The sequence below is a fragment of the Variovorax sp. NFACC27 genome (assembly GCF_048301545.1).
GTDB lineage: Bacteria > Pseudomonadota > Gammaproteobacteria > Burkholderiales > Burkholderiaceae_C > Variovorax > Variovorax gossypii.
In genome coordinates, this window is record NZ_CP157613.1 from 3,528,647 (window position 1) to 3,554,382 (window position 25,736).

Below are 25,736 nucleotides of genomic sequence, written 5' to 3' on the forward strand. Positions count from 1 at the left end.
GCATGACCCAAGGCAAGACCCAAGAGCCCACCCAGCGCTACGCACGCGTGCTTTCCATTGCCGGTTCCGACAGCGGCGGCGGCGCCGGCATCCAGGCCGATCTCAAGACCTTCGCGGCCCTGGGCTGCTACGGCATGACGGCCATCACCGCGCTCACCGCGCAGAACACGCTGGGCGTCTCGGGCATTCACGGGGTGCCGCCCGACTTCCTCAAGGCGCAGATCCAGGCTGTGGTGGAAGACATCGGTGTCGATGCCGTCAAGCTCGGCATGCTGCATGCGCCCGAGGTGGTCGAAGTGGTGGCCTGGGCCATCGACCGCTACCAGCTGAAGAACGTTGTGCTCGACCCCGTGATGGTCGCCACCAGCGGCGACCGCCTGATCGCGGCCGAGACGGTGCAGGTACTGGTGCGCGAGCTGTTCCCGCGCGCCGTGGTCGTCACGCCCAATCTCGACGAGGCCGCCTTGCTGGTCGGCCATGCCATCGAAGGCATCGATGCGCTCGACGGCGCGGCCGACGAACTGCTCGGGCTCGGCGCGAAGGCCGTGCTGCTCAAGGGCGGCCATCTGCCGGGCAACGAGGTGGTCGACGTGCTGCTGCAGGCCGGCGGCGACCGCCGGCGCCTGGCTTCCGCGCGCATCGAAAGCCGCAACCTGCACGGCACGGGCTGCACGCTGTCGTCCGCCATCGCCGCGCACCTTGCACTGGGCGCGACGCTGCCCGATGCGGTCGAGCGGGCGCGCGCCTACATCCTCGGCGCGATGGCCGCGGGAGCGAACGTGAAGATCGGCGCGGGTCATGGCCCCCTCAACCACGGCTTTGCGCCAGTGCCGACGCACCGCCTTGCGCTGAAGGCCGGCTGAGCCAGGCGAGCGCGAAGGTCGCGGCCAGCGTCGGCAGCGCGGAGCCGAACTGCGGCGCCCACTTCGCGAGCGCGTGGTAGGCCGCGATGCCCGCGATCCAGATCAGAGCCGCGCCGAAATCGACCTTGCGCCGTGTGCCTTGCGGCGACACCGCCTCGCCGCTGCCGAGCCGGCCGATGATCACGCCGTACAGCGGCACGAACACCGAACTCAACAGCAGCAGGAAGGGCTCCAGCGTATGCATCGGCAGCACCAGCGCCAGCGCGATGCACAGGGCTGCCAGCAGCAGGCCCCAGCGCTTCACGCTCCAGCGCGGCAGCAGGCTGTGCGTGGAGACAGAGCCCGAGTAGACGTCGCCATACGCGTTGTCGAGCTCGTCGATCAGGATCAGTCCCAGCGCCACGAGGCCACCCTGCGCCAGCAGCAGCGCGGTGACGAGGCCCGTGCCCGGCTCGGCCACGCTCACCACCATCACGCCCAGCGCATAGCACCAGACGTTCGCGAGCGCATAGCCGATCCAGGTGCCGCCGAACGCGCCGCCCAGGCCGCCAGCGCTGCGCTTGCCGTGCCGAGCGTAGTCGGCCACCAGCGGCAGCCACGACACCGGCATCGCGATCACCAGGTCGAGCGCGCCGAACATGCCCATCGTGCCGTCCCCCTGGCGTGTCCAGAAGGCATCCAGCCCCTTGGCCTGCAGCTGCGTCGCGAACTGCCACGTGAGCCACAGCAGCGACAGCACCACCAGCGGCAGGCCGAAGCGGCTCACGAAGCGCCGCACCAGCTTCACCATCGAGCCCGCGAGCAGCGCCAGCAGCACCGCGCCCCACAGCAGCGTGGTCAGCACGCCGCCCCAGAAGCTGCCCAGGGCCGGGCCCACGACCGTCTGGCCGATAGCCTGGGTGCCTTCGCGCATCACGACGAGTTCGAAAGTGGTCCAGCCCACCAGCTGAACGATGTTGAGCAGTACCGGCAGGCGCGCGAAGGCGCTGCCGTAGGTGGCATGCATGAGCCCCGCGCTCGCCAGTCCGCTCTGGCAGCCCAGCCGCGCGGTCCAGGCCAGCAGGCCGGCGCCGATGCAGGAGCCGAGCACGATGGCGATGGCGGCGTCGCGCGTGCCCACGGCAGGAACCAGGTAGGCGCCGATCTGCATCACGAGCAGGCCCACGCCGAGGCTGAACCAGAGCGAGGCATGGTCGTGCCAGCCGAATACACGCTGGGAGGCGGAAAGCGGTGTCAGCGCTTCGTTGGAGACGGCTGCGCTGTCGGCGCTGTCGTTGTTGTCGTGTGCCATCCGTTTGCTCCAGTGCAAAAGGTTTGGCAGGTGGGCGAGGCCCCAGTGGCGCGGCTTTCACGCGAGAAGGCGTGAGACGCCACCGGACCAGCTTCCCTGCGCGAGGATTACCTCAATCAGGTTCAAAGGGACTTTCTCAGCCGGTCGGCAAGCCGCCCAGCACCCCTAGCAAGTGCGCCCCGGGAACCCGCGGCGCGGGCCGGAGTTTACCGCTGCCGGGAAGCCGCAATGGCAGGCGTGCCTTTGCAGGGCAGGGAAAACCCGGGGGCGAGGAGGGGCGGGGCGAGAATCGTCGCGAGCAGAAGAACGACCAACAGAAGAAACGGGAGCGCATGCCGATAAGCGAGCAGGAAGAAAAAATGGAGAGGAACTTGCATGGCCGATGACGATTTCGAGGGCCCCCGCCTGCGCCGTTTCAGGGTCGACGTAGGCACCATCATCTGCGCCGTCGCGCTGGTGCAGTCGCTGCTGCTGGTGGCGTTCGGCTACTGGGCGGCCGAGAAGCTGGTGTCCAGGGTAGGCACCGCCGCGCACAAGATCAATCACGACAGGGTCGAGGACAACGTGCTCGCCTTCCTCGCCAAGACCGAGGGCGTGATCCGCTCGATCGCCGATTCGCCGAGCGTTCATGCGACGGGAGAAGACGGCGAGCAGACCGCGGAGATGCTCTGGACCATGCTCGAGCAGACCCCGGAGCTCGACAGCATCAACGTTGCCACCGACGACGGCCACGTGCTGATGGCCGTGCGCTACCCGGTCCCGGCCATCCGGCAGGTGCTGCGCGGTCCGGAGTTCAGCACCGAGACCTGGCAGTACAAGAGCTCGCCCGATCTCGACGGCGGCGATGCGAAGCAGCGCTTCGCAACGACGGCCATCTCCGCCTACCGCAGCGACTTCGACCCCGAGAAGCGCACCTGGTACCTGGAGGCCATGAAGGCCAAAGGCCCGGTGTGGACCGAGCCCTTCCTGATGAGCGATGCGCAGGAGCTCGCCATCGGCCATGCGCGGCCTTCAGGGCGTGTCGACGACGAAGGCCACAGGCGCGGGCTCGTGGTCGACGGCAACGTGTCGCTGGGGCACCTGTCGAGGCTGGTGCGAATCTTCGGCGCGTTGGGCAGCGGCGAAAGCGCCTTGCTGAGCTCGGACCATCATGTGGTCGCGCGCAGCGACCATCCCGAGCCGGTGCGCGAGCTGGAGTCTCCCGACACCGGCGTGCTCGGCGCCATCCACTCGCACATGCTGGCGGCCAGCACCGCGGGCGGCGCCGACGACCTGGCCTTCTCCATCGAGCACGAAGGGCGCCGCTACCTCGTGCAGACCTCGCACATCCCGCATACCCGCTGGCAGCTCGTCAGCTGGGAGCCCGAAGAGCAGCTGCTCGGCGGCCTGCATCGCTCGGTGCTGTGGTCGCTGCTGCTGACGGTAAGCTTCCTCGGGCTGGCGCTGTTCATTTCGCTGCGACTGTCGAAGCTGGTGACCGGGCCCATCGAGAACCTCTCGCGCGTCGCGCGCCGCATCGGGCGGCTGGAGCTCGACAACCTGCCGATCGAACCCAGTCGGGTGCTGGAGATTCAGCACCTCAATCAGGCGCTGGACGAGTCGGCGCGCAGCCTCAAGGCCTTCAGCAAGTTCGTGCCGGTGGACATCATCCGGCAGCTCGTGGCCGAAGGGCACGCGCTGGGGCCGAGCGGATCGCCGCGCCGCATCACCGCGATGTTCACCGACGTCGAGGGCTTCACCACCATCTCGGAGTCGATGCCGGCCGACGTGCTCGTGAGGCAGCTGACCGAATACTTCAGCCTCGCCGCCGGCATCTTCGCGCGGCATGGCGGCGTGATCGACAAGTTCATGGGCGACGGCATCATGGTGCTGTGGGGAGCGCCGACCGAGCTGGACGAGCCCGAATATCGGGCCTGCCTGGCGGCACTCGAACTGCATGCGGAGATGAATGCGCTCAACGACAAATGGCGCAGCGAAGGGCTGCCGGAGTTCCGTACGCGCGTCGGCATCCATACCGGCCATGTGATCGCGGGAGTGCTCGGGTCGAGCGACCGCCTCTCCTACACCGCCATCGGCGACGCGATCAATGCGGCCAGCCGCATCGAGGGTGCGAACAAAGAGCTGGGCACGCGCACGCTGATCTCGGAGGCCACCTTCGAAGGGCTGGGCGGCAGGCTCGCCACGCGCCGCATCGAGGAGCTTGCCGAGCTGCGCGGCCGGCAGACGCGCATGGTGCTCTACGAGCTGCTACAGGTCGAGCACCAGCCGGGGTGAGCGGGCCCGCGAGCAGCAGGGCAGGAACTGGTCGTTGGCGGCCTGTTCCTCGGGCGTGAGGTAGAGGTCGCGATGCTCGACTTCGCCTTCGAGCACGCGCGTGAGGCAGGTGCCGCACACGCCTTGTGCGCAGGACACGGGGATGTCGATGCCCTCGGCCGCCAGCGCGTCCACGACGCTGAGCGAGGCCGGCACGCGCACCACGCGGCCGGAGCTGCGCAGCTCGACTTCGAACTCGCCTTGTTCGCCCGCTGCCGGCAGGGTGCCGGAGAAGTATTCGAAGTGCACCTGCGCGTCCGGCCATTGCAGTTCGCGTGCGGTGGCACGCACTGCCTCCAGGAAGCCCTGCGGGCCGCACACGTAGATGTGCCTGCCGGGCGCCGGCTGTTCGATGGTCGAAGCCAGATCGAGTCGCTGCGCGGGCGGTCCGTCGTCATGGTGGAAGAACACCTTGTCCGCGAACGAGCTGGCTTCCAGCCGACGCCGGTAGGGTGCGCGCGCGGCGGTGCGGCTGCAGCAGTGCAGTGCGAACCCTGCACTCAGCGCTGCAAGCCGCTGGGCCATCGACAGCAACGGCGTCACGCCGATACCGCCGGCCAGCAGCAGGCTGTGCACGGCGTCTTCGTGGAGCGGGAAGTGGTTGCGCGGCGGGCTGATGCTCAGCACAGAGCCTTCATGCACCGCGTCGTGCATCGCCAGCGAACCCCCGCGCGAGGCGGCATCGCGCAGCACGCCGATCTCGTAGTGCCCGTCCTGTGCGGGCAGGTTGCACAACGAGTATTGACGCACCAGCCCGCCCGGCAGGGCCACGTCGATGTGCGCGCCGGGTGCGAAGCCCGGCAGCCGGGCGCCATCCGCCGAGACCAGACGGAAGCCGGCCACGCCCTCGGCCTCCACCGTCTTGCTTGCCACCCGAACGGCGATGGACTGGCCCGCAGCCGCCGCCGCGCTCATTCGCGCACGAGGAAGTTGCCGGCTTCGAAATGCACGGGCGGCGTCGCGGGGTCGAAGCTCACGCCGGCCGGGTCGCGGCCTTCGCGCACCGCGTCGAGCTGGCGCTGCAGCAGCCGGCGCAGCATCACGATGCCGCGGTCCGAGCTGGCCAGGTGCTCTTCCGAATGCGCCGTGATCGCGCCCTGGCTCACTTGCGCCTCGTAGTCGCCGGGAAAGGCGCGGTGCTCGGCCTCGGTCAGCTCTTCCCACAGCTTGCCGTTCAGCCGCGAGCGCACGCGGGCAAGATCGCCGGGCGTCTTCACGCGGCCCACGGTGTAGATGCGGAAGCTGTGGTCGTCGATGGGCAGCACCCAGCCGATGGATTCCACCCGGCCGTAGGCCGCCACGCGCGGGTTCGGCACCACGCGCAGCGTGGGCAGCACCGGGCCGGCCACGCGGCGGAAGGTGCTGCCGTCCTCCGTCTTGCGGATCGAGATGATCTTCACGCCGGTCTCGGTGCTCTCGAAGGTCACGTCGGGCATCTGGCCCATCAGCGCCACGAACTGGGTGCCGCTGAAGCTGCCGTGCAGCACGGGCACGTGGAAGGGATCGGCCACGTTCTCGTAGTGCTGCAGCCAGTTGCACGGAATGATTTGCGGCCCGCCGCCGCCGATGCTGTTGCCGTCGGCCTCGAGCGTCTCGCCTTCGTCCAGTGTCTCCAGGCAGTCGTAGCGCGGGAGCACGGGCTTCTTCTCTGCCGGGCCGAGGTAGGCCCAGATCAGGCCGTACTGCTCCTGCACCGGATACCAGGGCTGGCGCACGCGGCCGCGGCTGCGCGCGCCGCCATCGGGCTCGCAGGGCTGGTCGACGCAGTGGCCCTGCACGTCGAACATCCAGCCGTGGTAGCAGCAGCGGATGCCTTCTTCCTCGACGCGACCGTAGTAGAGCGAGGCGCCCCGGTGCGCGCAGCGCCAGTGCACGAGGCCCGCGCGGCCTTTCTTGTCGCGGAACAGGATCAGGTCTTCACCGAGCACGCGCACCTGGCGCGGCGTGTCCGTGGCGTCGGCTAAGAGACCGATGGGGTGCCAGTAGCGGCGCAGCAGCTCGCCCATGGGCGTGCCCGCGCCGACCTCGGTCAGTTCGGGCTTGTGGCTGGGCGGCTTGCGGCCGTAGGCGGTGCCGGTGTCGAAGGCGATCGGCTGCCATTCGGTGGGGGATGCGGATGCGACGGTGCTCATTCGGGAGTGACTCCTGCGGCCTTGATCAGGTCCGCGACACGGGGAAAGTCGGCCTTGTAGCTGGCCCTGAACTCGGCGGGCGTGCTGCCCAGCGGCTCGAATCCGAAGCCGGCCAGGCGCTCCTGGATGTCGGGCATCTTCGTGATCTCGCGCAGCGCGGTGGACCATTCGTCGAGCACGGGCTGCGGTGTCTTTGCCGGCGCGTACACGCCGATCCAGCTGTCGAGGTCGAAGCCCGCGAAGCCCTGCTCGGTGAAGGTGGGCACGTTGGGCATCGAGCGCACGCGCTGGCGGCCGGTGATGCCCAGCACCTTGATGCGGCCGGCCTGCGCGAGGCCGCGCGCGGTCGACGGGTTGGCCCAGGCCACGCCCAGCGCCTCGCCGAACATGTCGTTGTGCGCGGCGGCCTCGGCCTTGTAGGGCACGTGGACCAGGTCCAGGCCGTTCTGCCTCGCCAGCAGCTCGCCGAACAGGTGCGCGTTGGAGCCGGTGCCCCAGGTTCCGTACGAGATGCCGGGGTGCGCTTTGGCATAGGCCACGAATTCGCGCACGTTCGAGAACGGCGCCGAGGCGCGCGCGATCAGCATCGGGCCGCCGGTGGCCAGCTGCGAAAGCGGCTCGAAGTCCTTCACCGGGTCGTAGGGCAGCTTCGGCTGCAGCACCACGTTGTTGATGTGCGTGAGCGGCAGCGTGAGCAGCACGGTGTAGCCGTCGGGTGCTGCCTTGGCGACGGTGTCTGCGGCGATGGTGCCGCTCGCGCCGGGCCTGGCCTCGACGATCACCGGCTGGTTCCAGCGGGCCTTGAGCTTCTCGGCGTAGACGCGGGCGATTGTGTCCATCGGGCCGCCGCCGGAGCCGAACGGGACGATGCGCACCACGCGGTTGGGAAAGTGCGGGGCCTGCGCGAAGGCGGGCAGGGCGAGTGCCGCGAGGCCTGCACCGAGGGCGCCCAGCGCGCGGCGGCGGGTGGCCTCGCCGGGCGGCGAGGGTCTGAACCGATTCATCGTGTCTCCAGTCGTGATGTACTTGTGCGCTCGACGATACGGACAGCCCGCCCCACGGGCAATTCGAAGCTTTGAATATGAGATATGGCCCAACGTGATATCCGCAGCCTCGACGTCGGCATGCTGCGGACCTTCGATGCGCTGATGCGCGAGCGCAGCGTGTCGCGCGCGGCGACGAGGCTCTTCCTGAGCCAGCCCGCCGTGAGCGCCTCGCTCAACCGCCTGCGCGACACCTTCGGCGACCCGCTCTTCACCCGCACCGCGCACGGCGTGGAGCCCACGGCCCGCGCGCAGGCCCTGGCCGGACAGGTGGAGCGCGTGCTGGCCGACCTGTCGGCGATGCTGGAGCCCGGCGAGGGTTTCGACCCGGCGGCCTCGCAGCGCATCTTCCGCATCTCGGGCGGCGACTACGCCAGCCACCTGCTGCTGCCGAAGCTGGCCAACGAGCTGGCAGCCAGCGGCTCGCGCATCCGCATCTACTGGGAGACCAGTTCCTTCCTCACGCTGACCGAGCGCCTGCGCAAGGGCGACTTCGACATCGCGGTGCTCCCGCGGCTGCAGCCACCGAGCGACTGCGAATCGGAGCTGCTCTACGAAGACCGCTACGTGGTCGCCGTGCGCCTGGGCCACCCGACGATGACGCGGCAGGCCACGCTCGATGCCTTCTGCGAGGCCCCGCACGTGTTCCTGGGTTACGGCAGCTCGGCACTGGACGATCTCATCGACCAGGTGCTGGCGCGGCTGGGCCGCACGCGCACCATGAGCGTGGCGATGACCAGCTTCGGGCAGATCGTCGACCTGCTGGCGCAGACCGACCATGTCGCCGTGATGCCGCTGCGCGTGGCGGAGCGCTTTCGCCACCTGCTGGCGGTGCACCCGCTGCCTTTCGAGCTGCAGGGCTACCGCTCGGTGGTGTGCTGGAACCGGCGCTCCAACTCGGATGCCGGCGTGCTGTGGCTGAAGGACGCGCTGCTGCGCATCGGGCGCGACGCGCCGGCCGAGGGCGCCGCTAGCGGGGCCTGAGCCTGCGCGCGAACGCCTCCAGCCCGTCGATGGTGATCTGGATGTGCCGCTCGAAGCTGCTGTCCAGCGGCACCGTCGTGCCGTTGTCCCAGCGCAGGATGAAGGCCTTGTTGGCCAGCTGCGCCAGGTTGCGCGTGAGCACCGGATGGTCGAGCGGGCGGATCGTGTGCACGCGCTCGCGCAGCTCCTCGGCCCAGGCCTGGGTGTTGTCGGCGGGCAGGGGCGAGAACTCCATCGTCAGGAAGCCCAGCATCGCGGCTACCACGCAGTTGTAGGCCTCCAGCAGCGGCTCGCCCTCGAAGCCGGCTTCGGTCAGTGCGGCCAGCACGCCCTCGACCAGCTCCATCGGCAGGCTGCCGTTCGATACCAGCTGCGCGCCCAGCAGCTGTGCCACGTTGGGGTGCCGCCGCACCGCGGCCCGGCAGCGGCGGAACAGCTCGGCGATCCAGTCGTGCCATGCGAGCTTGCCCGGCGGCGGCAGCACTTCGGCCATGACGAGCGCCGCAACTTCGGCCAGCAGCGCCTCGCGCGTGCTCACGTGCCAGTGCACCGTGGCCGGATACACGTCGAGCCGTGCCGCTACCTCGCGCATGCTGAAGGCACCGAGGCCGAACTCGTCGATCTGCGCCAGTGCTTCCTCGGCGATGCGCTGCTTCGTCAGGCCGCCGCCACCGGCGGGGCGGCCGGCCGTGCGGGGTTTCTGGACCTTTTGGGGCGAATTCTTCGTCATGGTTGCAGCCATTGTGCTGCAGTCGGGTTGACTGTATAAACAAATTAAATTGAGCATCGATCAATAAATCGCGCTGCAGGCGACGGGCGCACCACCTTCGAAGGACATCGCCATGGCCCATGCCGACATCGACCAAGCCCTTGCAGCCGCGCACGGCCGCTTCACCGAAAGCAACCCGGCCAGCCTCCGCCAGTTCGAGGAACAGGCTCGCTACATGCCCGGCGCCAACAGCCGTTCGGTGCTGTTCTACGCGCCGTTCCCGCTGACGATCGCCAGAGGAGAGGGCGCCACGCTGTGGGACGCCGACGGCCACCGCTATGCCGACTTCATTGCCGAGTACACGGCCGGCGTCTACGGCCACTCGGCGCCCGAGATCCGCGAAGCCGTCGCAGAGGCGATGAAGGGCGGCATCAACCTCACGGGTCACAACCTGCTCGAAGGGCGACTGGCAAGGCTCATCTGCGAGCGCTTCCCGCAGATCGAGCAGCTTCGCTTCACCAACTCGGGCACCGAGGCGAACCTGATGGCACTGACCGCGGCGCTGCACTTCACGGGCCGCCGCAAGATCGTCGTGTTCTCGGGCGGCTACCACGGTGGCGTGCTGGGCTTCGGCGCAAAGCCGTCGCCGACGACGGTGCCCTTCGATTTCCTCGTGCTGCCCTACAACGACACGCAGACGGCACGCGAGCAGATCGACAAGCACGGCCCCGAGATCGCCGCCGTCCTGCTGGAGCCGATGCAGGGCGCCAGCGGCTGCATTCCGGGCCGCCTGGAGTTCCTGCAGGCGCTGCGCGAATCGGCCACGCGCGTCGGTGCGCTGCTGATCTTCGACGAGGTGATGACTTCGCGCCTGGCGCCGCACGGGCTGGCGAACAAGCTGGGCATCCGCTCGGACCTGACCACGCTGGGCAAGTACATCGGCGGCGGCATGTCTTTCGGTGCCTTCGGCGGCCGTGCTGACGTGATGGCGCTGTTCGACCCGCGCACCGGGCCGCTAGCCCACTCGGGCACATTCAACAACAACGTGCTGACGATGGCGGCCGGGCACGCCGGGCTCACGAAGCTGTTCACGCCGGAGGCGGCAGGTGAGCTGGCCGACAGGGGCGATGCGATGCGGACGCGGCTCGATGCGCTGTGCGCCGGGGAGGGCGTCGCAATGCAGTTCACCGGCGTCGGCTCGTTGATGAACGCGCATTTCGTGGCCGGCGAGGTGCGCAGCACCGACGACCTGGCACCGGTCGATGCCCGTCTGCGCCAGCTGCTGTTCTTCCATCTGCTGAGCGAGAGCATCTACACCTCGCCACGTGGCTTCGTGGTGCTGTCGCTGCCGCTGACCGACGCGGACATCGACCGCTACGTGGCCGCCATCGGCAGCTTCATCGGCGAATACAGGGCACTGCTGCCCCGCGCGAACTAGCTAGCGGGAGCCGGCCACGCCCAGCAGCTCGTGCAGGCGGGTGCTGGTGGTCGTGTACTGCAGTGGCACGGCCTTGCCGGGGAACACGATGGCCGTGGCGCCCCAGGCAGCCAGCGTGGCCTCGTGGAAGCCGCAGACGATGAGCTTCTTCTTGCCCGGGTAGGTGTTGATGTCGCCCACCGCGAACACGCCGCGCTCGCGGGTTTCGTACTTCTCGGTGTCGACCGGCACCTGCTTGCGCTCCAGCTCCAGGCCCCAGTCGGCGATGGGGCCGAGGCGCGGCGAGATGCCGAGGCAGGCGACCAGCGCGTCGAGCGGAAGGTCGACGGTGGTCGCGTCGGGCGTGGTGATCTGGAGGTGTCTACCGTCGAAGGCGGCGGGCTGGCCGACCTTGAAGGCCAGCTGGCCGGCGGCCACGAGGGCGCGCATGGCCGAGACGGTCGCTTCCTCGGCCTGGAAGCCGTCGCGTCGGTGCACCAGCGTGACCTGCCTGGCGATGGACGTGAGCGCGATGGCGGTTTCGAGCGCGATGTCGTCGCCGCCGTTGACCACCACCGTCTGTCCGGCGAAGCGGTCCAGCGAATCGGGGTGATAGAAGAGCGAGCTGCCCTCGAATTGCGCAATACCCTCGACGGCGATGCGCTTGGGCACGAAGGCGCCGACGCCGGCTGCGATGAACACGGTCTTCGCAAGGAATGCCTTGCCTGCCGACGTGGTCAGCAGCAGCCGCCCATCGGCCTCGCGCGCCAGGGTGGAAACCTGCTCGCCGAAGTGGAATTGCGGCTTGAACGGTGCCACCTGCTGCAGCAGCGACTGCGCCAGGTCGCGCCCGCTGGTCACCGGCGTGCCGGGAATGTCGTAGATGGGCTTGTCGCCATACAGCGCCACGCACTGGCCGCCGGCGGCGGGCAGTGCATCGACGATGTGGCAGGAGATTTCGAGCAGGCCCAGCTGGAAGGCCTGGAACAGCCCCACGGGGCCGGCGCCGACGATCAGCGCGTCGGTCTCGATCGGAAGAGCGGCAGGAACGGCGGGCTGGTTCAGCGCACCAGCTCCCCGACCTTGTCCGTCTTGTCCTTCCACTCCTCGGCGTCGGGCAGGGCGGGCTTGCGCTTGGTGATGCTCTTCCAGCCGTCGGCCTGGGCCAGCTCGGCGTTGATCTTGATGAAGGCGATCTGGTTGGCCGGCAGGTCTTCCTCGGCGTAGATCGCGTTGACCGGGCACTCGGGGATGCAGACCGCGCAGTCGATGCATTCGTCCGGGTCGATCACCAGCATGTTGGGACCTTCGCGGAAACAGTCGACGGGGCAAACGTCCACGCAGTCGGTGTATTTGCAACGGATGCAGGCTTCGGAGACGACGTGGGTCATTTGTTTTTTGGCGTCAGTGGTGAGGTCGGGGAAAACCCGGGATTTTAGGCCTTTGCGGCGGAGGGCTGCACGAGCACGGCAGCGGCGGTCCTGTGGGAGGCCGTATCGACCAGCACGAGGGAGCCAAGGGCACGCGATTGCGTGAAGGGCAGCACGGCCAGCGGCTGCTGCAGCGCCAGCACCACGTCGCCGATGGAATTGGCTTCCAGCTGCGTCGCCGGCTCGGAATCGAGCGTCGTGATGTTCACGCGGTCGACGATGCGCGCCACCTTGGCCTTCACCCAGCGATGGCCCTGCAGTGCCCAGTACACACGGCCCGCGACCAGCGGCTCGTCGTCGAGCCAGGCCACGGTGGCGGTGATCTCGCGCACCGGCTCGAAGGCGCCGGGCGCCAGCAGCCAGTCGCCGCGCGACACGTCGACCTCGCGGTCGAGCACGATGCCGGCGCTGTGGCCCGCATGCACCGCCTTGGGCTGGCGCGTGTGGCTCAGCACCTGGGCGACGGTGGCGGTCTGGTTGCTCGGCAGCACGGTCACGCGCTGGCCCGGCTCCACGTGGCCCGAGGCGACGCGGCCCCAGAACACGCGGCGACCCTGCGAGGTGTCGGCCGACGACGAGAACTTCTCGACCCACTGCACCGGGAAGGCGAAGGGCACGGCTTCGTCCTGCGCGGTGACCGGCAGTTCCTCGAGCAGCTCGAGCAGGCTCGGGCCTTCGTAGCCGACCCAGTCGGCGTGGCGCGTGGCCACGTTCCAGCCCTTGAGCGCGGAGATCGGCACGATGCCCGCCACCTTCACGCCGGCCGCTTCGGCAAAGGCGTTCAGCGCGGCCGAGATGCGCTCGAAGGCCAGGCCGGCATCGCCGATGGCATCGAGCTTGTTCACGGCGAACACGATCGACTGCACGCGCAGCAGATGACACAGCAGCGAGTGGCGGCGCGTCTGCGGCAGCAGCTCGCGCTTGACCACGGTGCCGTCTTCCACCTCGGCGGCCCAGGCCAGCTTGGTCGCGTCGACCAGCACCACGGCGGCGTCGGCTGCCGAGGCGGCCGTGACCATGTTGCGCGTGTACTGCTCATGGCCCGGCGCGTCGCCGATGATGAACTTGCGCTTGGCGGTCGAGAAGTAGCGGTAGGCCACGTCGATGGTGATGCCCTGCTCGCGCTCGGCCGAGAGGCCGTCGGTCAGTAGCGCGAGGTCGGTCTCGCCGCCGCGCTGCACGCCAGCCAGCTGGTCCTGCAGCACGGTCTTGCTGTCGACCAGCAGTCGGCCGATGAGCGTGCTCTTGCCGTCGTCGACCGAGCCGCAGGTGATGAAGCGCAGGGCGGTGCCGGTGTCGCCGTGGACATCGGCGGGCGAGGCGTTGGAAATTACGGCAGCGTTCATTGAGTGGTTCTCCAATTCGTGGAACACCGCGGAACCGGCTTTGCCGGGCCGCTGGTGTTGCCCCCTTCGAGGGGGTGGGCGTAGCGACACGAAGTGCGCGAAGCCTGGGGGTGGGTCAGAAATACCCGTCTTTCTTTCGTTTTTCCATCGAAGCTTCGGACGTCATGTCGTCCATGCGCGTGGCTCCGCGCTCGCTCACGTCGACCGACAGGGTCTCTAGCACCACGTCGCTCGCGTCTGCCGCCAGGCTTTCCACCGGGCAGGTGGTGGTGATGTCGCCCACGGTGCGGAAGCGCACGTCGCGCACCTGCACCGTCTCGCCGTCGCGCGGCGGGGTGAGATCGGTCACGGGCACCAGCAGGCCGCGGCGCTCCACCACTTCGCGCTTGTGCGTGTAGTAGATCGAGGGCAGGCCGACTTCCTCGCGGGCGATGTACTGCCACACGTCGAGCTCGGTCCAGTTCGAGATCGGGAACACGCGAAAGTGCTCGCCCGGGGCGAGGCGGGTGTTGAACAGCGTCCACAGCTCGGGGCGCTGGTCCTTGGGCTGCCATTGGCCGAAGCTGTCGCGGTGCGAAAAGATGCGCTCCTTGGCGCGCGCCTTTTCCTCGTCGCGACGGGCGCCGCCGATCAGTGCGTCGAAGCGGAATTCTTCGATCGCCTCCAGCAGCGTCACCGACTGGTGCGCATTGCGCGACTCGCCCGGGTGGGCCAGGCGCACGGTGCCGCGCTTCATCGAGTCTTCCACGCTGCGCACGATCAGCTCTGCGCCCAGTTCCTTCGCGCGCTGGTCACGGTAGGCCGTGACCTCGGGGAAGTTGTGACCGGTGTCGATCATCAGCAGCGGATAGGGGATGCGGCCGACGCCGAACGCCTTCTCCGCGCACTTCAGCAGCACCAGCGAATCCTTGCCGCCCGAGAACAGCAGGGTGGGGCGCTCGAAGGCGGCCGCGACTTCGCGCAGGATGAAGATGGTTTCTTCCTCCAGCGCATCGAGGTGCGTGTTGGAAAGATGCGCGGGCGGCAGCAGCAGATCGGTTTCGGTACGGGCGTTCATCGGAGGATGGGGCTGGATGCGGTTGGTCGGTGCGGTGCAGGCGCTCAGTGCGCGAGATGCAGTCCGCACTCGCGGTTGTCTTCGCCCTTGGTCGGGTCGACGTAGTCGAAGTTGTTGGGCAGGCCGTGCTTCACGCAGTACTCGTGCAGATCCTTGGACGACCAGTGCAGCAAGGGCGCGACCTTGATCAGGCCGTCGGGATTCACGCTGACCGGGTCCATCTGCGCACGCACGGCCGTGTCGGTGGCGCGCAGCGCGGTGAACCAGACCTTGGGCGCCGTCTCGCGCAGCGCGCGGGCGAAGGGCTCCAGCTTCACCTCTTCGGTGAAGGCGGCATGGCGCGGATCGTCGAGCGCCGGCGTCGGGCCTTCCACCGCCTCGCGGTGCGCGCGCGAGCGGCGCGGCAGGTAGATGTGCAGGTCCAGGCCCAGCTGCTTCGTCACCTCGTCGGCGAAGCGGTAGGTGGCTTCGGTGTTGTAGCCGTTGTCCATCCAGATCACCGGCACGTCGCGCTTCACGCGCGTGACCATGTGCAGGATCACGGCCTCGAAGGGCCGGAAGTTCGTGGTGACGATCGCGGGCTGGCCCAGGCCGAGAGCCCAGTCCACCAGGCCTTCCGAGTTGCGGCCGAGTTCGGCGTTGATGCGTTCGAGGTCGATGCTCATCTCAGGTGCTTCCACGCGTCTCAGTTGCCGGCCGCGAAATGCGGCGCGGTCTTCACCGCATCGCCCTGGTAGAAGGCGGCGAAGCGGTCGAACTGGCGCTGCGCGTCGGAGGCGTCCACGCCTTCCTTGAGCACGGCGCTGGAGAAGCCGGTGCGTTCCATCTGCACCAGCTGGTCGATCAGCACGTCGCCCGTGGCGCGGATGTCGCCCGTGAAGCCGAGGCGGCGGCGCAGCAGGAAGGCCTGGCTGTAGGCGCGGCCGTCGGTGAACTTCGGGAAGTGCAGGTCGATGCGCTCGATGTCCGCCAGGCACACCTCGATGGCGAGCGGATCGGCATCGTTGGCCAGCTGCAGCACCTTCGGGTCGCCGTCGTCGATGTGCTCTTCGGCTGCCAGGATGTTCAGGGTCTTTTTCATGCTGCTTCCTCCACCTTGAAACGCGCACCGTTGGCGGCGACCTTGAACGGGTCGTGGCCCACGCGGCGCAGCGTGTCGATGAAGTTCTCTCCGCTTTCGCGGGTGTCGCGGTAGGTGTTGAGCACGGCCTCGATCACGCCGGGCACTTCTGCCGCCGAGAACGAGGGGCCGACCACCTTGCCGGCCTGCGGCGTGCCGCTGAGCGCGGAGCCGTCGGAGCCGCCGAGGGTGACCTGGTACCACTCCTTGCCGTCCTTGTCGACGCCCAGGATGCCGATGTGGCCGCTGTGGTGGTGGCCGCACGAATTGATGCAGCCGCTGATGTGCAGGTCGATCTCGCCCAGGTCGTCGAGCTCGTCGAGGTCCTGGTAGCGCTCGGTGATGGCTTCGGCGACGGGAATGGAGCGTGCGTTGGCCAGCGCGCAGAAGTCGCCGCCGGGGCAGGCGATCATGTCCGTCAGCAGATGCACGTTGGCGCTGGCGAAGCCGGCCGCGCGGGCGGCGAGCCACAGCGCGTGCAGGTCTTCGGCATGCACCCAGGGCAGCACCACATTCTGGTCGTGCGTCACGCGGGCTTCGCCGGCCGAGAAGCGGTCGGCCAGTTCGGCGAGCGTGTCGAGCTGGTCGGCCGATGCGTCGCCGGGCGCCTGCTTCAGGCGCTTGAACGACAGCGTCACGGCACGCAGCGCGGGGTTCTTGTGCGGCGCCACGTTGCGCGCGAGCCAGCGGGCGAACTGCACGTCGTCGGCGGCGTGGGCGCGCAGCTCGGCGTCGGTCTTCTCGGCGCTCTGCAGCACGCGGGTGGCCAGCGTCGGCGGCACGAAGGAGGCGGCCACGCGGTCGTACTCTTCCTGCGTGATGGTGTGCGGCCCGCCGTCGTGCTCGAGGATCTGCTTGTACTCGGCCTCGACGTCGTCGATGTAGCGCTGACCCTCGGCCTTCACCAGGATCTTGATGCGCGCCTTGTAGATGTTGTCGCGGCGGCCGTAGCGGTTGTAGACGCGGATCACGGCCTCGAGGTAGTTCATGATCTGCTGCCACGGCAGGAACTCGCGCAGCACCGTGCCCACGATGGGCGTGCGGCCCATGCCGCCGCCCACCTGCACGCGGAAGCCGATCTCGCCGGCTTCGTTCTTCACCACGTGCAGGCCCACGTCGTGCCAGCCGGTGGCGGCGCGGTCCTCGGTGGCGCCGGTGATGGCGATCTTGAACTTGCGCGGCAGGAACGCGAACTCGGGGTGCAGCGTGCTCCACTGGCGCATGATTTCCGCGAACGGGCGCGGGTCGGCCACTTCGTCGATGGCGATGCCGGCGCGCTCGTCGCTGGTGATGTTGCGGATGCAGTTGCCGCTGGTCTGGATGCCGTGCATGTCGACCGAGGCCAGCAGGTCCATCACGTCGGCCGACTTGGCCAGCGGAATCCAGTTGTACTGGACGTTCTGGCGGGTCGAGAAATGGGCGTAGTGGGTTGGCAGCTTGTGGCTGCCGAGCTGGCCTTGCGTTTCGATGGCCTTCTTGTAGACCTCGGCCTCGGGCTCGTCGTACTCGCGTGCGATGCGAGCCAGCACGCGCAACTGGCGGCTCGACAGTTCGCCGTAGGGCACGGCCACGCGCAGCATCGGCGCGTAGCGCTGCACATACCAGCCGTTTTGCAGGCGCAGGGGGCGGAACTCGTCTTCGGCGAGCTTGCCCTTCTGCCAGCGTTCGAGCTGGTCGCGGAACTGGGCAGCCCGTTGGTGGACGAACTGGCGGTCGAATTCTGTGTATTGGTACATCGTGCGTGTGTCTTGAGGAAGTGCGGTGCCGCGCGTGGAACGGGGCACCCCAGCAAGAAGGCGCGATTTTCCAAGTGCTCCTTATGGAACCAAACTATTTTTTGGTTCGCGCTTTATGCGGATAAGCTTATTCGCCAGCATCCATGCGGGTTTCCGGACGGTTTGATGCTTATTCCGGATAAGGACGGGCAGGGCGCCCGAAGCTCCCCGCGCGCTTGTTGCTGGTCCGCCGGCTTTGCTATCGTTGCGCCGATGGAGCCTACCCACCCGGACCCGGCCGTCTTCATCCACATCAAGGTGGCGATCGGCATGGTCGTGAGCCTGGCCATCGCGAGCGTGCTGACGGGCGTGGCCCGCTTCGTCCAGCATCCGCGACGCCACCGGCCCGACTGGGTGCATCTGGCATGGGCGCTTTCCATGCTGCTGTCGATGCTGCATTTCTGGTGGTGGGAGTACCGGCTGTCGGCCCTCAGCTGGCGTTTCGAGCTCTATCTGTTCGTGATGAGCTTCGCCATCCTCTACTACCTGATGTGCGCGGTGCTCTTCCCGTCGGACATCGACGAGTACGACGGCTACGGCGACTACTTCATCTCGCGCCGGCGCTGGTTCTTCGCGCTGCTGGCCATCTCGGTCGTCTTCGACGCCGTCGATTCCCTGTTGAAGGGCCGAGACCATTTCGCCGCCTTCGGCGCCGAATACCCGGTCCGGATCGCGGCGTATCTCGTGCTGGCGGCCGTGGCGGCGTACACCGCGAACCGGCGCTTTCACGTCGGCCTGGCGGCCGTCAACCTGCTGTATCAGCTGTCCTGGATCCTGCGCAGCTTCGACGTGCTGGCCTGAAGGCCGGACGCCTCAGCGCAGCATCGAGGACATCGCCGAGCAGCAGTTCAGCATGCGCACGGCGGCTTCCACCGTCCGGGCGGTGAAGCGCAGGGTGACGCCGTCCACGCGCTCGAAGTCCGGCCACTGGCAGAACAGGTCGGCCAGCGCGGAGGTCTGGGTGCGCAGCGTCACGGTCTGCGGGCCTTCGAAGACGAGCGGCTTGGCCTTCGCGCGCGCCGCCAGCGCTTCTTCCACGCCGGCGCGGATGGCACGGCGCGACTGCTCGGGCGACAGCGAGACGCCGCTGGTGCAGCCGGTGGCCTTCTTGGTCTCGACGAAGGTCGCGTGGGGGAAGAGCGGGCGGTTTTCGGAAATGAACACGTCGTCGCCGCTGGCCATCACCACTGGCACGCCGTACTCGCCGGCCAGGGCGCCGTAGAGTCCGGCCTCGCCCAGTTCCTGCCCGCCGAGCGAGATGCCCGCGAAGGCGAAGCTGTTGATCGTGTGAGCCAGGATGCCGCGCCCCTGCGCGCGCGAGTGGTAGCCGACCATGCAGACGGCGTCCACGCCTTCTTCCACACCCGCCACCATGCTCAGGTAGCGCGGCTTGCCCTGCACCACGCGGGCGCGGGCGTCGAGCAGGTCGGGCGGCATGTTGCGGAAGCCGCCGTGCGAGTCGTTCACCAGCACCTCGGTGGCGCCCGCGTCGAAGGCGCCGGCGATGGCGGCGTTGGCCTCGTGCGTCATCAGCAGCCGCGCGCGCTCGTACTCGGGGTTGCCCGCGCGCACCTGCTCGGAGTGATAGACGCCGGCGACGCCTTCGATGTCGGTGGAGATCAGGACTTTCATGGAGCGGCTCGCAATCAGGCGTGGGTTGAGAAGAGAGTGGAGGCGGGCAGCACGTCGCCCAGGGCGGCGCGGTGGTTGCCGTCGCGCCCGGTGACGGGCGTTGCGCGCCACAGGGCATGGATGATCGCCTGTTCCGTGCTGTCGGCCGCGGCCTGGAACAGGCCGTCGAGCAGCCCGTCGTGCAGCATCGCCACCGCCGGCATCGGCCGGTCGACGCTGCCGGGCACGGTGTAGGCGGTGGAGAAGGCCAGCACGATGTCGCCGCTGCCGTGCCCGAAGACCGAGCCCGTGCGGGCCAGGCCGGCCCCGGCGCGCAGCGCGAGGCGGCGCAGCTGGCGCGCGTCGAGCGGGGCGTCGGTGGCCAGCACGATGATGATCGAGCCCTTCTCGGCCTCGTTCACCGCCGGAAGGCTGCGCTCGGCCTGCAGCGCGGCGAGCCGTTCGCCCACCGCGTGCCCGGCCAGCAGCAGCTGCGGCTGGCGTCCGTAATTCGCCAGGACCAGCGCGCCCACCGTGTGCAGGCCGCCGGTGCCGACGTTCTTGCTGCCGCCCAGGCCGCCGCTGGTGCCGTCGTTGCGCGCCGACACCCGCCGCGATGCGCTGCCGATGCCGCCCTTGAGCTGGAAGCTCGACATGCCGCGCCCCGCGCCGACCGAGCCCTGCTCGAAGTCGGCGCCGGCATCGGCCAGCGCCTGCAGGTAATCGGCCTCGCTCACGGCCATGCGCTGGATGTCGTTGAGGAAGCCGTCGTTGCACTCGAACACCAGCGGGTTCACCGTGGGAAGCGTGCGGCCGGTCTCGGGGTTGTCGGCCACGCAGCGGCGGATCTGCGCTGCCGCCACCGTGCCCACCGAGAAGGTGTTCGTCAGCGCGATGGGCGTCTCGAGCACGCCGAGCTCTTCCACCTGCAACAGCCCGACGCTCTTGCCGAAGCCGTTGAGCACAACCGCGGCGGCGGGCACCTTGTCGCGGAACGGATCGCCCGCATGGGGGCGGATGACGGTCACGCCCGTCTGCACGGGCCCGTCGGCCAGCGTGCGATGACCCACGGTGACGCCCGCGACGTCGGTGATGGCGTTGCGTTCGCCCTGGAGCAGGTTGCCGATGAAGGGAAGAGGGGCTTGCTGCTTGCTGGAAGACATGAAGGAGGGGAACCGGAATTACTGGCGGTCGATTTTCGGATCGAGCGCGTCGCGCAGTGCATCGCCCAGCAGGTTGAAGGCGAGCACGGTGAAGAAGATGGCCAGGCTGGGGAACAGCGCCACGTGCGGCGAGGTCACCATGTCGGCGCGGGCCTCGCTGAGCATCGCGCCCCATTCGGGCGTCGGCGGCTGCGCGCCCATGCCCAGGAACGAAAGGCTGGCCGCCGTGATGATCGAGGTGCCCACGCGCATCGAGAAATACACCACGATCGACGAGATGGTGCCCGGCAGGATGTGCCGCACGATGATGGTCCAGTCCGAGGCACCGATGCTGCGCTCGGCCTCGATGTAGGTCTGCTGCTTCAGCACCAGCGTGTTGCCGCGCACCAGCCGCGCGAAGGCCGGCACGCTGAACACCGACACCGCCACCACCACGTTGGTCATGCTGCTGCCCAGGATGGCCACCACGCCCAGCGCCAGCAGGATGCCGGGGAAGGCGAAGAGCACGTCCGAGATGCGCATCACGATGCGGTCCCACCAGCCTTCGTAGTAGCCCGCCAGCAGGCCGAATGCCGTGCCGACGATGCCGCCCAGCACCACCGACAGGAAGCCCGCCATCAGCGAGATGCGAGCTCCCATCAGGATGCGGCTGAAGATGTCGCGGCCCAGCGGGTCGACGCCGAACCAGTGCGCGGCCGAGGGGCCGGTGTTCAGCATGTCGTAGTCGAAGTAGTTCTCCGGATCGAAGGGCACGATCCACGGCGCGAACACCGCGACGAACACCAGCAGCAGCACGAAGAGCGCGGCGACGATGCCCACCGGCTGCTTCTTGAAGCGGCGCCAGCATTCGCCCCAGGGCGTGCGGACCTTGCCGGCGGTCTGGACGGCGACGACAGGTACGGTCGCGGCGATGGTTTCGGCAGGCATGCCGGAAGCTTGTTGCGTCATGGCTGCTTGCTCACTTGTATCGGATGGTCGGGTTGATGTAGCCGTACAGCACATCCACCAGCAGGTTGATCAGGATGAATTCGAGCGAGAACAGCAGCACCAGCGTCTGGATGACGGGGTAGTCGCGCATCTGCACTGCGTCGACCAGCAGGCGGCCGAGGCCCGGCCAGTTGAACACCGCCTCGACCAGGATCGAGCCGCCCAGCAGGAAGCCGAACTGCAGGCCCATCATCGTCACCACCGGAATGAGCGCGTTGCGCAGGCAGTGCTTGATGATCACCACGCGCTCGCGCACGCCCTTGGCGCGCGCTGTGCGCACGAAGTCTTCCTGGATCACCTCGACGAAGGAGGCCCGCGTGAAGCGCGCCATCACGGCCGCCACCGCGGCGCCCAGCGTGATCGAGGGCAGGATGTAGTGCTTCCAGCTGCTGGCGCCCACCGTGGGCAGCCATCCGAGCTGGACCGAGAAGATCTGCATCAGCAGCATGCCGAGCGCGAATGCGGGAAAGGAGATGCCCGACACGGCGAGCGTCATGCCCAGCCGGTCGGGCCATTTGTTGCGGTACACCGCGGAAACGATGCCGATGCCCATGCCGAAGATCACCGCCCACACCATGCTGGTGATGGTCAGCATCACCGTCGGGAAGAAGCGCTCGCCGATTTCGGTCGCCACCGGCCGCCGCGTGCGGATGGAGGTGCCGAAGTCGCCCTGCAGGATGTGGGTGAAGAAGCTCACGAACTGCTGCGGCAGCGGCTTGTCCAGCCCGAGCTCCGCGCGGACCATGGCCACGGTCTGCTCGTCGGCGTCCTGGCCGGCGGCAAGTCGCGCCGGATCGCCGGGCAGCATGTGGACGAACAGGAACACCAGCACCGCCACGATGAGCAGCGTGGGGATCAGGCCCAACAGTCGTTTGAGGAAGTAATTCAGCATGGGGTGCGGTTGCCGCGGGCGGGCGATGGCGGCATGCCACCGCCCGCCGGGCAGTCAGTCAGGAAACGAGGAACCGGGGATCAGTTCGACACCGCAATGGCGTCGATGTTGATGTTGCCGTCAGGCATCACGAACACGCCCGAGAGACGCTTGGCGTGCGCCGACAGGTTCTGCTCGGTGATCATCGGCACGCGCGGCAGGTCCTTGCGGATCTCTTCCTGCGCGGTCTTGTACAGCGCTGCGCGTTCCTTCTCGTCCGTGGTCACCAGCGCCTTGGCCAGCGAGCTGTCGACCACCTCGCTCTTGTAGAACGACATGTTGTTCAGCTTGGGAGCCCAGGCTTCAGAGGCGAACAGCGGGCGCAGGCCCCAGTCGGCTTCGCCGGTCGACGACGACCAGCCCGTGTAGTACATGCGGACCTTGGCCGTCTTCGGATCGGGCCATGCATCCACCTGCTCGGTGCGCTGGCCCACTTCGAGCGCCTGCACCTGCAGCTTGATGCCGATCTGCGCGAGCTGCTGCTGCACGAACTGGATCGTCTTCTGCGAGGTCGTGTTGTTGTAGGCGCTCCACAGCACCGACTCGAAGCCGTCGGGGTAGCCGGCTTCCTTCATCAGCTCCTTGGCCTTTTTCAGGTCATAGGGAATGGGCGCCATCTTCTCGGCGTACTTCACGCCCTGCGGCAGCACGCCCTGCGCGGGGAAGGCATAGCCGCCGAAGGCGACCTTGGCCAGCGCTTCCTTGTTGATGGCGTAGCCGATGGCCTCGCGCACCTTCGGGTTGTCGTAGGGCTTCTGCAGCATGTTGAATGCCAGGAAGCGCGTGATGATCGAGGGCGTGGCCACCACTTCGAGCTTGTCGCTCTTCTTCAGCAGCTCGGCCTGCTCATAGGGAATGGGGAAGGCGAAATCGGCCTCGCCGGTCTGCAGCATCGCGGCGCGCGTGTTGTTCTCCAGCACCGGCTTCCACGACACGTTGTCGACCTTCGGGTAGCCCTTCTTCCAGTAGCCGTCGAACTTCTTGGCCTTGACCGCTTCGGTCTGCTTCCACTCGACGAATTCGAAGGGGCCGGTGCCCACGGGGTGGAAGGCGATGTCCTTGTTGCCCCACTTCTTCAGCGCGGTGGGCGAGATCATGGCGGCCGAGGCGTGCGCCAGGGAGTTGATGAAGGGGCCGAAGGGCTCCTTCAGCGTGATGCGCACGGTCGTCGGGTTCACCGCCTCGACCTTGCTCACGCGGTTGAACTGGTTGTAACGCAGCAGCTTGTTGTCCTGGTTCAGCACGCGGTCGAGCGTGAACTTCACGGCGTCCGCGTTGAAGTCGGTGCCGTCGTGGAACTTCACGCCGGTGCGCAGCTTGATGGTGTAGACCAGGCCGTCCTTCGACACCTCGTAGCCCTCGGCCAGCACGTTCTGCACCTTCAGGTCCTTGTCGAACTGGAACAGGCCTTCATAGAAGGTCTTCGTCACCGCGGTGGTGATGGTGGTGTTGGTGTTGTACGGGTCCAGCGTTTCCGGCTGGTAGCCGATCGACAGCACCACGTCTTTCGCGGCCAGTGCCGTGCCCGAGGCGGCCAGCGCGGCCAGGCCCAGCAGTGCGGATGCCCATCGCAGGGAGGAGGAAGCTTGTTGCGTCATGGAAGAACTCCAGTCGGTTCGAGGAAAAAAGCAGGAGGGCCTGCGGGTTGAGAAAAATGAGTGAAGAAAAAACGGGGGATCAGAACGCGCCGCCGATGGCGTGCCGTGCAACGAAATGGCCGGGCGCGACCTGCACCAGCGGCGGCACCTCGGGCTCGTCGCCTACCGCGCGGATCGGGCTGGGAATCTCGCCTTCGAGCAGCGCGCGCGGCTTGTTGCGGCGCGACGGGTCGGCCACCGGCACCGCCGCCATCAGCTTGCGGGTGTAGGCGTGCTGCGGTGCCTCGAACACCGCGCGGCGCGGACCGATCTCGACGATCTGGCCCAGGTACATCACGGCCACGCGGTGGCTGATGCGCTCCACCACCGCCATGTCGTGCGAGATGAAGAGAAAGGCCACGCCCAGCTCGCGCTGCAGGTCGAGCATCAGGTTGACGATCTGCGCCTGGATCGACACGTCCAGCGCCGACACCGATTCGTCGGCGACCACCACCTTCGGGTTCAACGCCAGCGCACGCGCGATCGCGATGCGCTGCCGCTGGCCTCCCGAGAACTCGTGTGGGTAGCGCTGTGCCACTTCCGGTGGCAGGCCGACCTTCTGCAGCAGCCAGTCCACGCGCTGCTGCGCCTCGGCGCCGCTGGCCATCTTGTGGATGAGCAGCGGCTCCATGATCGAGAAGCCCACCGTCACGCGCGGATCGAGCGAGGCGAAGGGGTCCTGGAAGATGAACTGGATGTTGCGGCGCAGCGCTTGCAGCTCGCGCGTGGGCAGGTCGCGGATGTTCTTGCCGCCGAACTCGATGGCGCCGCTCTGGCTCTCGACCAGGCGCAGCAGCGAGCGGCCGGTGGTCGACTTGCCGCAGCCCGATTCGCCGACCAGCGCCAGCGTTTCGCCGGGGTACAGGTCGAAGCTGATCTTCTCCACCGCATGCACGCGGCGCTTCACGCGGCCGAAGAGGCCGCTGCGCACGTCGAAACGGGTGACGAGGTCGCGCACGCGCAGGATGGGGCCGTCGGCGTGGCGCACGGTGTCCTGCGGCGTTGTCTGGGTGCACGGCACGGTGTCGGTGCTGGACTCGGTGCGCAGCAGCTCGAACTTGGCCGGCAGGTCGGTGCCCTGCATCGCGCCGAGCTTCGGCACGGCCGACAGCAGTGCCTTGGTGTAGGGGTGCTGCGGCGCCGCGAACACGGTGTCGGAGCTGCCGGCTTCCACCTTGTCGCCGCGGTACATCACGAGCACGCGGTCGGCGATCTCGGCCACCACGCCCATGTCGTGCGTGATGAAGAGCACGCCCATGCGCATCTCCTTCTGCAGCTCGCGGATGAGCTGCAGGATCTGCGCCTGGATGGTCACGTCCAGCGCGGTGGTGGGTTCGTCGGCGATCAGCAGCTGCGGCTTGCACGACAGCGCCATCGCGATCATCACGCGCTGACGCATGCCGCCCGAGAGCTGGTGCGGGTAGCGGTCGAGCACGTTGCGCGCTTCGGGAATGCGCACCAGCTCCAGCATGCGCAGCGCTTCGGCGCGCGCGGCCGCATCGCTCTTGCCCTGGTGGATGCGGATGGCCTCGGCGATCTGGTCGCCTGCCGTGAACACCGGGTTCAGCGACGTCATCGGCTCCTGGAAGATCATCGCGATGTCCGCGCCGCGGATGTTGCGCATTGCGCTGTCGCGTGCCTGCGCCAGGTCGAGCACTTCGCCGTTGCGGCGGCGGAACATCATGCTGCCGTTGAGGATGCGGCCGCCGCCGTGCTCCACCAGCCGCATCAGCGCGAGCGAGGTGACCGACTTGCCCGAACCCGATTCGCCCACCACCGCGAGCGTTTCGCCGTGGTCGACGTGGAAGGACAGCTTCTTCACGGCATCGACCGTGCGCTCGGAAGTCGAGAAGCGAACGGTGAGGTCGTCGACGGCGAGAACGCGGCCGTCCGGCAGGGCGAGGGCAGGGGTGGACATGGGAGTGCG

General features: G+C 68.1%; 23 protein-coding genes and 1 riboswitch. Of the genes, 5 read left to right on the forward strand and 18 right to left on the reverse strand.

Features of this window, described 5'->3' with window-relative positions; all coding sequences use genetic code 11:
• Positions 1 to 2 precede the first annotated feature (2 nt).
• On the forward strand, positions 3 to 863 hold the full coding sequence (thiD, locus tag ABL840_RS16535) for a bifunctional hydroxymethylpyrimidine kinase/phosphomethylpyrimidine kinase (RefSeq protein WP_093195465.1): 861 nt from the start codon (positions 3 to 5) through the stop codon (positions 861 to 863).
• Here the strand turns inward: thiD and ABL840_RS16540 are convergent.
• A complete protein-coding gene (locus ABL840_RS16540; RefSeq protein WP_093302651.1) occupies positions 808 to 2,154 on the reverse strand; it encodes a purine-cytosine permease family protein in 1,347 nt (448 codons plus the stop codon). The two genes, thiD and ABL840_RS16540, sit on opposite strands and share 56 nt — an antisense overlap.
• Before the next feature lie 76 nt (positions 2,155 to 2,230).
• A riboswitch (TPP riboswitch) is annotated at positions 2,231 to 2,331 on the reverse strand.
• A 198-nt stretch (positions 2,332 to 2,529) separates the two neighbouring features.
• On the opposite strand from ABL840_RS16540, the gene ABL840_RS16545 reads away from it, so the two are divergent.
• Positions 2,530 to 4,428, forward strand: a complete 1,899-nt coding sequence (locus tag ABL840_RS16545) for an adenylate/guanylate cyclase domain-containing protein (protein WP_093302654.1) — start codon at positions 2,530 to 2,532, stop codon at positions 4,426 to 4,428.
• Here the strand turns inward: ABL840_RS16545 and ABL840_RS16550 are convergent.
• From ABL840_RS16550 to ABL840_RS16560, 3 genes are read right to left on the reverse strand one after another with little or no spacing between them, the layout of a single operon-like run.
• Positions 4,402 to 5,382, reverse strand: a complete 981-nt coding sequence (locus ABL840_RS16550) for a PDR/VanB family oxidoreductase (RefSeq protein WP_093302656.1) — start codon at positions 5,380 to 5,382, stop codon at positions 4,402 to 4,404. The two genes, ABL840_RS16545 and ABL840_RS16550, sit on opposite strands and share 27 nt — an antisense overlap.
• Positions 5,379 to 6,599 carry an aromatic ring-hydroxylating dioxygenase subunit alpha gene (locus tag ABL840_RS16555; RefSeq protein WP_093302659.1) on the reverse strand — a complete coding sequence of 407 codons (1,221 nt, stop codon included), beginning with the start codon at positions 6,597 to 6,599 and terminating at the stop codon, positions 5,379 to 5,381. Before ABL840_RS16555 ends, ABL840_RS16550 begins: the two co-directional genes overlap by 4 nt.
• Entirely contained in the window at positions 6,596 to 7,603 is a 1,008-nt protein-coding gene (locus tag ABL840_RS16560; RefSeq protein WP_093302661.1) for a Bug family tripartite tricarboxylate transporter substrate binding protein, read from the reverse strand. Before ABL840_RS16560 ends, ABL840_RS16555 begins: the two co-directional genes overlap by 4 nt.
• 84 nt (positions 7,604 to 7,687) lie before the next feature.
• Here ABL840_RS16560 and ABL840_RS16565 point away from each other — a divergent pair, with 84 nt between their 5' ends.
• Positions 7,688 to 8,626 (forward strand): LysR family transcriptional regulator, encoded by a 939-nt coding sequence (locus ABL840_RS16565; RefSeq protein WP_093302664.1) that lies wholly within the window; start codon positions 7,688 to 7,690, stop codon positions 8,624 to 8,626.
• On the opposite strand, the gene ABL840_RS16570 is transcribed toward ABL840_RS16565, so the two are convergent.
• Entirely contained in the window at positions 8,613 to 9,356 is a 744-nt protein-coding gene (locus tag ABL840_RS16570; RefSeq protein WP_176947492.1) for a TetR/AcrR family transcriptional regulator, read from the reverse strand. The two genes, ABL840_RS16565 and ABL840_RS16570, sit on opposite strands and share 14 nt — an antisense overlap.
• Before the next feature lie 112 nt (positions 9,357 to 9,468).
• Here ABL840_RS16570 and ABL840_RS16575 point away from each other — a divergent pair, with 112 nt between their 5' ends.
• Entirely contained in the window at positions 9,469 to 10,773 is a 1,305-nt protein-coding gene (locus tag ABL840_RS16575; RefSeq protein WP_093302667.1) for an aspartate aminotransferase family protein, read from the forward strand.
• Here the strand turns inward: ABL840_RS16575 and ABL840_RS16580 are convergent, their stop codons facing one another.
• From ABL840_RS16580 to ABL840_RS16610, 7 genes are all read right to left on the reverse strand, one after another.
• Positions 10,774 to 11,856 (reverse strand): NAD(P)/FAD-dependent oxidoreductase, encoded by a 1,083-nt coding sequence (locus ABL840_RS16580; RefSeq protein ID WP_418116307.1) that lies wholly within the window; start codon positions 11,854 to 11,856, stop codon positions 10,774 to 10,776.
• A complete protein-coding gene (gene fdxA, locus ABL840_RS16585) occupies positions 11,814 to 12,143 on the reverse strand; it encodes a ferredoxin FdxA (RefSeq protein ID WP_093195456.1) in 330 nt (109 codons plus the stop codon). The genes ABL840_RS16580 and fdxA overlap by 43 nt, the downstream gene beginning before the upstream one ends.
• A 44-nt stretch (positions 12,144 to 12,187) precedes the next feature.
• Complete coding sequence (locus tag ABL840_RS16590; protein WP_093195455.1) at positions 12,188 to 13,528, reverse strand: sulfate adenylyltransferase subunit 1; 1,341 nt, start codon at positions 13,526 to 13,528, stop codon at positions 12,188 to 12,190.
• 115 nt (positions 13,529 to 13,643) lie between these two features.
• Complete coding sequence (cysD, locus tag ABL840_RS16595; RefSeq protein WP_093302669.1) at positions 13,644 to 14,585, reverse strand: sulfate adenylyltransferase subunit CysD; 942 nt, start codon at positions 14,583 to 14,585, stop codon at positions 13,644 to 13,646.
• Positions 14,586 to 14,629: 44 nt separating this feature from the next.
• Positions 14,630 to 15,250, reverse strand: coding sequence for a phosphoadenosine phosphosulfate reductase family protein (locus tag ABL840_RS16600; RefSeq protein WP_093302672.1), 621 nt, complete (start codon positions 15,248 to 15,250; stop codon positions 14,630 to 14,632).
• 20 nt (positions 15,251 to 15,270) lie between these two features.
• A complete protein-coding gene (locus ABL840_RS16605) occupies positions 15,271 to 15,666 on the reverse strand; it encodes a DUF934 domain-containing protein (protein ID WP_093302674.1) in 396 nt (131 codons plus the stop codon).
• Positions 15,663 to 17,441: a nitrite/sulfite reductase gene (locus ABL840_RS16610; protein ID WP_093302677.1), complete on the reverse strand. Its 1,779-nt coding sequence runs from the start codon at positions 17,439 to 17,441 to the stop codon at positions 15,663 to 15,665. The genes ABL840_RS16605 and ABL840_RS16610 overlap by 4 nt, the downstream gene beginning before the upstream one ends.
• A 252-nt stretch (positions 17,442 to 17,693) precedes the next feature.
• On the opposite strand from ABL840_RS16610, the gene ABL840_RS16615 reads away from it, so the two are divergent.
• The gene (locus tag ABL840_RS16615; protein WP_093302678.1) at positions 17,694 to 18,281 is read left to right on the forward strand and encodes a hypothetical protein; all 588 of its coding nucleotides are present in this window, start codon (positions 17,694 to 17,696) and stop codon (positions 18,279 to 18,281) included.
• Between the two features lie 12 nt (positions 18,282 to 18,293).
• On the opposite strand, the gene ABL840_RS16620 is transcribed toward ABL840_RS16615, so the two are convergent.
• The 6 genes from ABL840_RS16620 to ABL840_RS16645 form a co-directional block, all read right to left on the reverse strand.
• Entirely contained in the window at positions 18,294 to 19,112 is an 819-nt protein-coding gene (locus ABL840_RS16620; RefSeq protein ID WP_093302681.1) for a M55 family metallopeptidase, read from the reverse strand.
• Between the two features lie 14 nt (positions 19,113 to 19,126).
• Positions 19,127 to 20,254: a P1 family peptidase gene (locus ABL840_RS16625; RefSeq protein WP_093302683.1), complete on the reverse strand. Its 1,128-nt coding sequence runs from the start codon at positions 20,252 to 20,254 to the stop codon at positions 19,127 to 19,129.
• Between the two features lie 18 nt (positions 20,255 to 20,272).
• Positions 20,273 to 21,181 carry a glutathione ABC transporter permease GsiD gene (gene gsiD, locus ABL840_RS16630; protein ID WP_093195447.1) on the reverse strand — a complete coding sequence of 303 codons (909 nt, stop codon included), beginning with the start codon at positions 21,179 to 21,181 and terminating at the stop codon, positions 20,273 to 20,275.
• Positions 21,182 to 21,212: 31 nt separating this feature from the next.
• Positions 21,213 to 22,133 (reverse strand): glutathione ABC transporter permease GsiC, encoded by a 921-nt coding sequence (gene gsiC, locus ABL840_RS16635; protein ID WP_093195446.1) that lies wholly within the window; start codon positions 22,131 to 22,133, stop codon positions 21,213 to 21,215.
• An 80-nt stretch (positions 22,134 to 22,213) separates the two neighbouring features.
• A complete protein-coding gene (gene gsiB, locus ABL840_RS16640; RefSeq protein ID WP_093195445.1) occupies positions 22,214 to 23,770 on the reverse strand; it encodes a glutathione ABC transporter substrate-binding protein GsiB in 1,557 nt (518 codons plus the stop codon).
• Between the two features lie 79 nt (positions 23,771 to 23,849).
• The gene (locus tag ABL840_RS16645) at positions 23,850 to 25,727 is read right to left on the reverse strand and encodes a dipeptide ABC transporter ATP-binding protein (protein ID WP_093302686.1); all 1,878 of its coding nucleotides are present in this window, start codon (positions 25,725 to 25,727) and stop codon (positions 23,850 to 23,852) included.
• Between the last annotated feature and the right edge of the window lie 9 nt (positions 25,728 to 25,736).